Origin of the sequence: Dietzia maris, assembly GCF_014144855.1 — a bacterium.
GTDB lineage: Bacteria > Actinomycetota > Actinomycetes > Mycobacteriales > Mycobacteriaceae > Dietzia > Dietzia kunjamensis.
The window spans coordinates 1-7704 of record NZ_JAALDN010000111.1; the positions used below are offsets into that span (position 1 = coordinate 1).

A 7704-nucleotide genomic window follows, 5' to 3' on the forward strand; every position below is an offset into this window, starting at 1 on the left:
CGCCGCCGTCGCTCGCCCCGGCGACCGGGACGATGCCGGCCGCGACCGCGGCGGCGGACCCGCCCGAGGAGCCCCCGGGGCTGCGGCTGGTGTCCCATGGGTTCCTGGCGGGGCCGAACAGTTCGGGCTCCGTGATTCCCTTGGCCCCGAACTCCGGGGTGTTGGTCTTGCCGAAGACCACCAGGCCAGCGTCCAACCACCGCCGGACCACGGTCGCGTGCTCGGTCGCCGGTACGTCGGCCAGTGGACGCGACCCGCCACTGGTGGGTGTTCCCCGGTAGTCCTGACCGAGATCTTTGAGGAGGAACGGCACCCCGGCGAACGGGCCCGACAGTTCCTCGGTCGCCCGGGCGCGAGCCGGCCCGTCCAGCCGGCGCACGATCGCGTTGAGTCGCGGATTGACACCGTCGGCGCGCTGGATCGACGCGTCGAGCAGGTCGCCCGGGGTGACCTCGCCCTGCCGCACGAGGGCGGCGAGACCGAGGGCATCGTGACTTCGGAACTCGTCAAAGCGCATGGGGCCGGAGTCTACGCAGCGCGATCAGCGATTGTTCCGGTTCCGCCAGGCGCGCCAGGCGCCCGTGGACCACAGGGCCCACGCGACGAGGATGGGCTGGAAGAACAACCGCACGAGGCGTGCGCGGTCGCTGTCGAGTCCGAACGCGTCCGTGCCCGTCACGTACTGAGAGATGTTGCCGGGGAAGATCGCGACGAAGAACGCCGCCGTCACGCCGCCCACCGCCGGCCGGTATCGCGCCGGTGCGAGGATGAGCGCCGCGCCGAGTCCGAGTTCCACCACGCCGGAGGCGACGACCACGAAGTCCGGGTCGAGTGGGACCCACGTCGGGACCTGTGCCTGGAACTCCTCGCGCATGGTGGTCAGGTGCCCGGTCCCCGCCCCGAGAAGGGCGGCGCCGAGGGCCCATCGTCCGAGATGTCGGACCACCTCCCCCGCACTGCGGCGGCGCACCGGTGTGCGGGATCGCGAGTTCTTCAGGGGCCGGTCCAGTTTGTCCATGGGGGTAGTGTTGCGCACAACTTAATTGAGCGCAACCTAAAAATGGGCGATACTCGGGTGATGGATCCCGATCTCCGACTGGAAGAGCAAGTCTGCTTCGCCCTCTACGCCGCCTCCCGCGCCTCGACGTCGGCCTACCGCCACGCCCTGGCGTCGGTCGGCCTCACCTATCCGCAGTACCTCGCCCTGCTCGTGTTGTGGGAGGAGGACGGGCTGACGGTCCGCCAGTTGGGCGACCGACTACTCCTCGACTCGGGCACCCTCTCCCCTCTGCTCGCACGGCTGGAGCATGCCGGACTGGTCGAGCGGTCCCGCTCCGTCGGCGACGGGAGGAGTGTCCACGTGCACCTCACCGAGGCCGGCGGGCGGCTGCGCGCCGAAGCCGAGACGATCCAGTGTTCCCTGCTGGACAGGGTGGACATGCCGCAGGAGGACCTCGTCCAGCTGCGGACCCTAGCCCAGCGTCTCGTGACCTCGCTCGAAGGAGTCGATCGCGGCGATCAGTAGCGTCAGCCGATGGTGATCGGCTGACGCAGGATCGTCCTGAGTCTGGCGGGATCGGACCTACGGGGGTCCGAGAGGTAGATCTCGTGGTGATGACCCGACGGGGTCGCCCCTCGTGACGGGATGATCTCCTCGTGCATCCGCGCGATGATCGGGCCCTCGTCGTCGTAGGGGCCCACGTGCAGCGTCTGCACCGCCGACCCCTCGGCGTACCCGTCGAACCGCACCCGCTCGTGCGCGTCCGGCACCGTCGTCGTCGTCACCTTCTCCATGGCGGCGGACAGGATGTCCGGGGTGACCCAGTCCGGCTGCCAGATCATCATCGTCCAACTCCAGGCGTCCTTGTCGCGGGCCGTGAACACCCGCGGGTCGTCGGCGTACCAGAGGCCCTCGAGCGGGCCCACCGTGTGGACCCGTCCCAGCGCCGCCCGGGCGGCGGCGCGCACGGCGTAGGACGTGGCGTACAGCGCCTCGACGGCGGCCCTGTACTCCGGCGCGGTATCGGGATCCCCCTGCCCGTCGACCATGAGGAAGTCCATCGGGGGCACCTCGACCAGGTCGACTCTGCCGGCCTTGCCGCTGTAGAGGTCCCTGCGCTCGCGTTTGATGTCGAAGTTGGGCGGGTCACCGACCATGGCAGCAGGCTACGCCGATCCGGCCTGGAGTTCGGCGATCCGGCGTTTGTACACCGCGGTCAACTCGTCGATGTACCGGCGATTCCACCGTGGGGTGATGTGCTTGCTGCAGTTGGCGTCAGCGGCCACGACGTCCACCACGATCGCGCGCTCCACGCGGCCGGAGTACCGCTTCTCCCCCATGGCCCGGAGCCGGTCGATCAGGTCGGGGTCGCTGTCCGGCTCGACCGTGCGCGCGTGACCGAAGACCTTCAACCGCCGTCGGGTCGGATAGTCGACGAAGAGCAGGCAGACGCGTCCGTCGTGATCCACGTTGCCCGTGGAGACGTACTGGTGGTTGCCCGGGAACTCGGCCCAGGCGAGGGTCGTGTCGTCGACCACGTGCACGAATCCCGCCGGGCCGCCGCGGTGCTGCGTGTACGGCCAGCCCGACTCGGTGACGGTCGAGAGGGAGAAGTGGTCGGCGCTCCGGATCAGTGCGACATCGGTGCCCTCGAGGGCGAAGTCACCGGTGGCGACGGGGAGGGTGACCCCCACGGCGTTCTGCCGGGCCCTCACCGCCGGTCCGTACGCGATTCCCGGGTAGTGGTTGGCTGCCATGGTCGTCAATATAGGTTGCGGTGCGGCACGCCAGGCTGCAGGGCATGAGCTGGGCGGAGATCGGCATGGTGCTCGGTGTCAGCACACAGGCGCTGCACAAGAGATTCGGACGGACCGCCTGACCGGGCATGATGCCGACCATCCCGGTGGCATGCGTCTCGGTGACGAGGGCACACGCAGGGCAGCGCAGCTCCGCTGAGTACTCAGCGTCCGGGCGTGGCGGCGGTGTCCGGCCTGGGCACGTTCTGCAGCCGGAGTTGGCCCCGCGCGAGCACGGTTCCACCCTCGGCCTGGCTGATCACGACATCCCACAGCTGCTGGCTGCGGCCCTGGAACAGGGCATGCGCGGAGACCTCGACCCGCCCGCCGGTGGATGGCCGGAGGAAGTCGGTGCCGTTGTGGACGCCGACCGCGATCTGCCCCCGGTCAGCGACCGCGAATCCGGCTCCCGCACCGCCGGCGGACTCCACGATGCTCGCGTAGACGCCGCCGTGGACCGTCCCCCACGCCGTGACGTGCCCCTCCCCCAGGTCCGCGTGGCCGCGCAGCGAGGTGGTGGTCACCTCGTCGACGACGAGCCCGGACGCCCGGACGAAGACGCTGGCGTCGGAGGAGTTGGCATCAGGGAACCCGCCGGAATCGGTCATCCGCTCTTTCTACCCGCTGCTGGTTCCGGCTAGGTCGCCGCAGCCACGTACCTCGCCAGGTGCTCGCCGGTGAGAGTGGAGGCACCGGCGACGAGTTCGGCCGGGGTGCCCTCGAACACGATCCGGCCGCCGTCGTGACCGGCGCCGGGACCGAGGTCGATGATCCAGTCCGCGTGGGCCATCACGGCCTGATGGTGCTCGATCACGATCACCGACTTCCCGGCATCGACCAGCCGGTCGAGCATCGCCAGGAGGGTCGCGACGTCGGCCAGGTGCAGGCCCGTGGTCGGCTCGTCCAACACGTAGACCTCGGCCTTGTCGGCCATCTGGGCGGCCAGCTTGAGGCGTTGGCGCTCGCCACCCGACAGCGTGGTCAGCGGCTGGCCGAGCCGGATGTAACCCAGACCGACGTCGCGGAGCCGGGCGAGGATCTTGTGCGCGGCGGGGATCCGCGCCTCTCCCCCGGCGAATAACTCCTCGGCCTGTGCTACGGACATCCCCAGCACCTCGCCGATGTTCCGGCCACCGAACCGGTACTCGAGCACCTCGGCCTGGAAGCGCCTGCCCTCGCAGTCGTCGCACGTCGTCGCGACGCCGGCCATCATCGCCAGGTCGCTGTAGATCACGCCCGCGCCCTTGCAGGTGGGACACGCGCCCTCGGAGTTCGGGCTGAACAGCGCCGGCTTGACGCCGTTGGCCTTGGCGAACGCCTTTCTGATGGGCTCGAGGAGCCCAGTGTAGGTCGCCGGATTACTGCGCCGCGACCCGCGGATGGCGGCCTGGTCGATCGCCACCACCCCGTCGCGAGGCGACACCGAGCCGTGGATGAGCGAACTCTTGCCCGACCCCGCCACACCGGTCACCACGCACAGCACCCCGAGGGGGATGTCCACATCCACGCCTCGCACGTTGTGGGCTGTCGCACCACGCACCTCGATCCGCCCGGTGGCCGCCCGCACGCTGTTCTTCAGCGCGGCGCGGTCGTCGAGATGCCGGCCGGTGACCGTGTCGCTCGCGCGGAGCCCGCCGACCGATCCCTCGAAGCAGATCCGACCGCCTTCGGAGCCGGCGCCGGGCCCGAGGTCGACGACGTGGTCGGCGATCGCGATGGTCTCCGGCTTGTGCTCCACCACCAGGACCGTGTTGCCCTTGTCGCGCAGCCGCAGGAGCAGCCCGTTCATGCGTTGGATGTCGTGGGGGTGCAGGCCGATCGACGGCTCGTCGAACACGTAGGTGACGTCGGTCAGCGCGGAACCGAGGTGGCGGATCATCTTGACCCGCTGTGCCTCGCCGCCTGACAAAGTGCCCGCGGGGCGGTCGAGCGACAGGTACCCCAGGCCGATCTCCACGAACGAATCGAGCGTGTGCTGCAACGAGTCCAGCAGCGGCGCGACCGACGGCTCCTCGAGGCCGCGCAGCCACTCCGCCAGGTCGGTGATCTGCATGGCCGAGACGTCGGCGATGTTCCTGTCCCCGATGCGGGACGACCGGGCCCCCTCGTTGAGCCGGGTGCCGTCACATTCGGGGCACGTGGTGAACACCACGGCCCGCTCGACGAACGAGCGGATGTGCGGTTGCATCGCCTCGACGTCCTTGGACAGCATCGACTTCTGGATCTTGGGGATCAGGCCCTCGAGGGTGACGTTGATGCCGTCGGCCTTGACCTTGACCGGCTCCTTACGCAGCAGGTCGTGCATCTCCCGATCGGTGAACTCCCCCACCGGTTTGTCCATGTCGAAGAACCCGGAGCCGGAGTAGATGCGGCCGTACCAGCCGTCCATCGAGTATCCGGGGACGGTGATCGCGCCCTCGGACAGGGACTTGGAGCGGTCCACCAGCGCGTCGACGTCGAAATCGGACACCGATCCGCGACCCTCGCAGCGGACGCACATCCCGCCGGTGATGGAGAACTCGGCCTTCTGCCGGGTGCCGTCGGCCTTCTTCAGCGTCCCCACCCCGGACGCCGACGCGACGTTGAAGGAGTACGCCTTGGGGCCGCCGATCCTCGGCTGCGCGAGACGGCTGAACAGGATCCGCAGCATCGCCCCGGTGTCCGTGGCGGTGCCGACCGTGGAGCGGGGGTCGGAGCCCATCCGCTCCTGGTCCACGACGATCGCCGTGGTCAACCCCTCTAGCACGTCCACGTCCGGCCGCGCCAGGGTGGGCATGAAGCCCTGGAGGAACGCGCTGTAGGTCTCGTTGATCATCCGCTGCGACTCCGCCGCGATGGTCGAGAACACCAGCGAGCTCTTGCCGGATCCGGAGACGCCGGTGAACACCGTGAGCCGCCGCTTGGGCAGATCCACGTCGATCGACCGGAGGTTGTTCTCCCGCGCGCCGAGGACGCGGATGGTGTCGTGCGTGTCTGCCGTGTGGGCGCTCATCCCGGGTCTCCTCAGCCTGTCCGCTCAGCGGCAACGTTAGACCGCGGGCCCCCGGCGGGAAAGGGCGTCAGCCGCGGTCCTGCTGCTCCATCGCGGTGGCGTGCAGTCGGGCGAACCGCTGGAACTCGTCGTCGTCCCATCCCTCGCGTCCCGTCGCGGCCGCCCAGCCGTCGAGGATCTGATGGTCGTACAGGTGGCCGTAGCCCTGCGACCCGCCGATCGCGTTTCCGAGGTCCGCTGTCACCTGGAACAGGGTCAACACGGGCATGTAGAACATGCCCGGATGTCGGCCCTTGCCGGGCGGTTCGGCCAGCCACGCGGGGCGGTCGAACAGCAGATCCGGGGTCCACCACACCACCGGGTCGGTCGCGTGCTGGACGTACAGGACGTGCGGCGGGATCCACGGGGTGTCGTCGTCGCGGAACTCCGCGGGATCCTCCGAGAACCTCACCAGCAGGCCGTCCGCGTACACCGGCTCGGTGACCGGGGTACCGGGGTCGCGTCGCTGTACGAGCGCGTGCCAGATGTGGTTGGAATTGGGCGGGCCGACCCAGAGCACCCCGTCCACCGTCGCCCGGATATCGCGGATCCCCGAGAACGCCGCCTCGCCGGCCTGGGTGCCCAAACTCTCGCCGTAGACGTACAGCTTCGGCTGCGGCCGACCCGGTGGGAGGGAGTCGCGCCAGGTCACCACCGCCTCGATCAGTGACCGGCCCGCCACCTCCGCCTTCTCGCGGTCGGCGAGGAACGAGATCCAGCTGGGCAGGTACGAGTACTGGGTGCCCACGATCGCCACGTCGCCACCGGAGAGCAGTTCGATGGCCTGAGCCGCGTGGGGGTTGATCCACCCGGTGCCGGTGGTCGGGGCGATCACCACCGACTCACGTTCCCAGGCCCGGGTCCGCTCCAGCTCCTCCACCACCAGGGCGGAACGCTCGTCGTCGGTCGGTGCGGACTCCAGACCGGCGTACGCCCGGATCGGCTCGGGCGCGTCCTCGCCCAACAGATCCCCCAGGTGCTGCCCGTCGAGGCCGCCGCTCACGAACCGTCGGCCCTGCAGGCCCAGGTCCCCGAAGTCCACGACGGAGTCCGGGGACCCGGATCGCTCGGGCGCCGTCGGCGGTCGCGCGCCGGGGAGGTCCTCGTTGTTCTGCCCGCTGAAGATACGGTTGGCGCCGCCGAAGAACAGGCGCGGCACCACACCTTGCACCACGCCGAGTGCGAGGACGGCCACCATCACGACGCCCGTGAGCCGGGCGGTGTACTCCCCCACGCCGAACCTGCGGCCCACCGCGCGGGCCGACCACCGGTACCCCGCCCGGATGCCGCGGGCTGCGATGAGGAGCCCCAGGAAGATCGCCAGGGCGACCCACGGGATCTTCATGTAGTCCGCCCAGGGCGGGCGGGGTGAGCGCACCAGATCGGAGACCTGGTCCTGCCAGCGGATCGCCGTGGCCGTGGCCGTGATGAGGTAGACCACCAGGATGTACGGGGCGGACAGACGGGCGAAGGTCAGGAGACGGTCACCGAACGCGAGGAGGTCGGGGTGGAGGGTGATGCGGGGCGCCACGACCCGCAGCCAGAGGGTCCTCAGAGCGACGCCGACCCCGTAGCCCACCAGCATCGACACGCCGGTGACCACCCCCTGGTAGTACCAGGCCCGCGGCAGCAGGGACGGCATGAGCGAGACCCACGCCGCCAGCGCGGCCACGATGAGGCCGGTGACCGAGGGGCGCCAGCGTTCCCACCACGTCCGGAGCGCGGCGACGGGCGTGGTCCCCGCTGTCGGCCGACCGGCCTCTCCGTCCTCGCTCACCGCAGGCGCTCGGCCCGTCTCGCCGCCGCCACCAGGTCCTCGGACATGCGGGCCAGCTCGGCGGGGTCCTCGCCCTCGGCGATGGCGGTCCGCAGATCCT

General features: G+C 70.1%; 8 protein-coding genes. 1 reads left to right on the top strand and 7 read right to left on the bottom strand.

The genetic code is table 11. The annotated features are described in order from the left end of the window. Both G6024_RS04210 and G6024_RS04215 read right to left on the bottom strand, forming a co-directional pair. A partial coding sequence (locus G6024_RS04210) for an amidase family protein (protein WP_241728198.1) occupies positions 1 to 517 on the bottom strand: 517 nt, incomplete at its 3' end. 24 nt (positions 518 to 541) lie between these two features. Beyond that, positions 542 to 1018, bottom strand: a complete 477-nt coding sequence (locus G6024_RS04215) for a DoxX family protein (RefSeq protein ID WP_069388880.1) — start codon at positions 1016 to 1018, stop codon at positions 542 to 544. A gap of 60 nt (positions 1019 to 1078) precedes the next feature. Between G6024_RS04215 and G6024_RS04220 the strand changes: the two genes are divergently transcribed. Next, positions 1079 to 1525 carry a MarR family winged helix-turn-helix transcriptional regulator gene (locus tag G6024_RS04220; RefSeq protein WP_132063300.1) on the top strand — a complete coding sequence of 149 codons (447 nt, stop codon included), beginning with the start codon at positions 1079 to 1081 and terminating at the stop codon, positions 1523 to 1525. Between the two features lie 2 nt (positions 1526 to 1527). Here G6024_RS04220 and G6024_RS04225 read toward each other — a convergent pair whose 3' ends face one another. The 5 genes from G6024_RS04225 to G6024_RS04245 all read right to left on the bottom strand — a co-directional run bounded on the left by G6024_RS04225 (position 1528) and on the right by G6024_RS04245 (position 7604). Next, positions 1528 to 2157, bottom strand: coding sequence for a GyrI-like domain-containing protein (locus G6024_RS04225; protein WP_159148140.1), 630 nt, complete (start codon positions 2155 to 2157; stop codon positions 1528 to 1530). A 9-nt stretch (positions 2158 to 2166) separates the two neighbouring features. Next, on the bottom strand, positions 2167 to 2757 hold the full coding sequence (locus G6024_RS04230; protein ID WP_119191667.1) for a pyridoxamine 5'-phosphate oxidase family protein: 591 nt from the start codon (positions 2755 to 2757) through the stop codon (positions 2167 to 2169). A gap of 203 nt (positions 2758 to 2960) precedes the next feature. Next, complete coding sequence (locus tag G6024_RS04235; protein ID WP_119191668.1) at positions 2961 to 3404, bottom strand: PaaI family thioesterase; 444 nt, start codon at positions 3402 to 3404, stop codon at positions 2961 to 2963. A 29-nt stretch (positions 3405 to 3433) separates the two neighbouring features. Further along, positions 3434 to 5788 (bottom strand): ATP-binding cassette domain-containing protein, encoded by a 2355-nt coding sequence (locus G6024_RS04240; RefSeq protein WP_159148141.1) that lies wholly within the window; start codon positions 5786 to 5788, stop codon positions 3434 to 3436. 67 nt (positions 5789 to 5855) lie between these two features. Further along, entirely contained in the window at positions 5856 to 7604 is a 1749-nt protein-coding gene (locus G6024_RS04245; protein ID WP_159148142.1) for an alpha/beta hydrolase, read from the bottom strand. Between the last annotated feature and the right edge of the window lie 100 nt (positions 7605 to 7704).